Consider the following 1081-nt stretch of genomic DNA (forward strand, 5'->3'; position numbering starts at 1 on the left):
TGTACTTGGTCATGAACTTGGTGACAGTCGGCTGATGGGCGGCCTGCCGCCGAGGGCTGAGTGGGGCCGGGTGGTGTTGTAGTACTCCAGCCAGGGGTCGAGGGCCTGGGTGCGGTGCTGGTTGCTGACGTAAGGCCGGCGGTAGGCCCATTCGGTGGCCATGGTGCGGTTGAGGCGTTCGGCCTTGCCGTTGGTCCAGGGGCAGTGCGGACGGGTGAACTTCTGCCGGGCGCCCAGAGCGGCGCAGGCTTGCTGGAAGGCGTGGCTGACGCGGTAGTTCTTGGCGTTGTCGGTCATCACCCGGTGGATGCGGGTGATGCCGTGGCCGAGGAAGAAGGCGGCGGCTCTGGTGAGGAAGGCGGCGCAGGTGACGCCTTTCTCATCAGTCAGGACCTCGATGTAGGCCAGGCGGGTGTGATCGTCGATGGCGGTGTGCAGATAGTCGTAGCCGATGCCGTTCCCGCGGGCGGCTTGGGCGCGGCCGTGGACGCGGTGGCCGCCGCCCTCGGGGATGCGCCCGAGTTTCTTGACGTCCAGATGGATCATGTCGCCGGGCGCGGGATGCTCGTAGCGGCGCTTGCTCTTGCGGCTGGCGCGAATCGGCGCGCCCGTCAGCGGGTCACACATGGCCAGGGGCGCGATGCCGTGCCGGCGCAGGATGCGTGTGATCGTCCGGGCCGGCACCCCGGTGAAGGCCGCGAGCCGGTCGGGTCCGGCCCGCAGCTCGGCACGGGCCTGGATCACCGCCTGCTCGACCTCGGGCGGGGTGCGGCGCGGGCTGATGCGGGGCCCGCTGCGCCGTTCCCGAAGCCCGGGCCAGCCTTCCTGCCGGTAACGCCGGACCCACCGGTGCGCGCATTGGCGTGAGACACCCAGTTCGGCGGCCACGTGCGCGACCGGTCGTCCGTCGAACACGACACGGCGAACCAGCAGGCATCTGCCGTGAAACGTCAGCCGGGCGTTAGCGTGGCCCATCAAGACCTCCGTGCGTGGGTGAAGCGGCTAACTCCACTACGCCCGGAGGTCTTCTTCGTGATCAATCACCGATGGCCATGTGTCACCAAGATCTCGGCCAAGTACA

1 protein-coding gene is annotated in these 1081 nt (G+C 68.7%); it reads right to left on the reverse strand.

Annotation, left to right across the window (positions count from 1 at the left end):
- Positions 1 to 9 precede the first annotated feature (9 nt).
- A complete protein-coding gene (locus tag ACYQ78_RS39210) occupies positions 10 to 975 on the reverse strand; it encodes an IS481 family transposase (protein ID WP_459806074.1) in 966 nt (321 codons plus the stop codon).
- Between the last annotated feature and the right edge of the window lie 106 nt (positions 976 to 1081).

The sequence above is a fragment of the Herbidospora sp. RD11066 genome, assembly GCF_054661255.1.

Bases quoted from the DNA above. Each gene is read 5' to 3' on its own strand.
- ACYQ78_RS39210 (WP_459806074.1), bottom strand. From the start codon at position 975: ATGGGCCACGCTAACGCCCGGCTGACGTTTCACGGCAGATGCCTGCTG.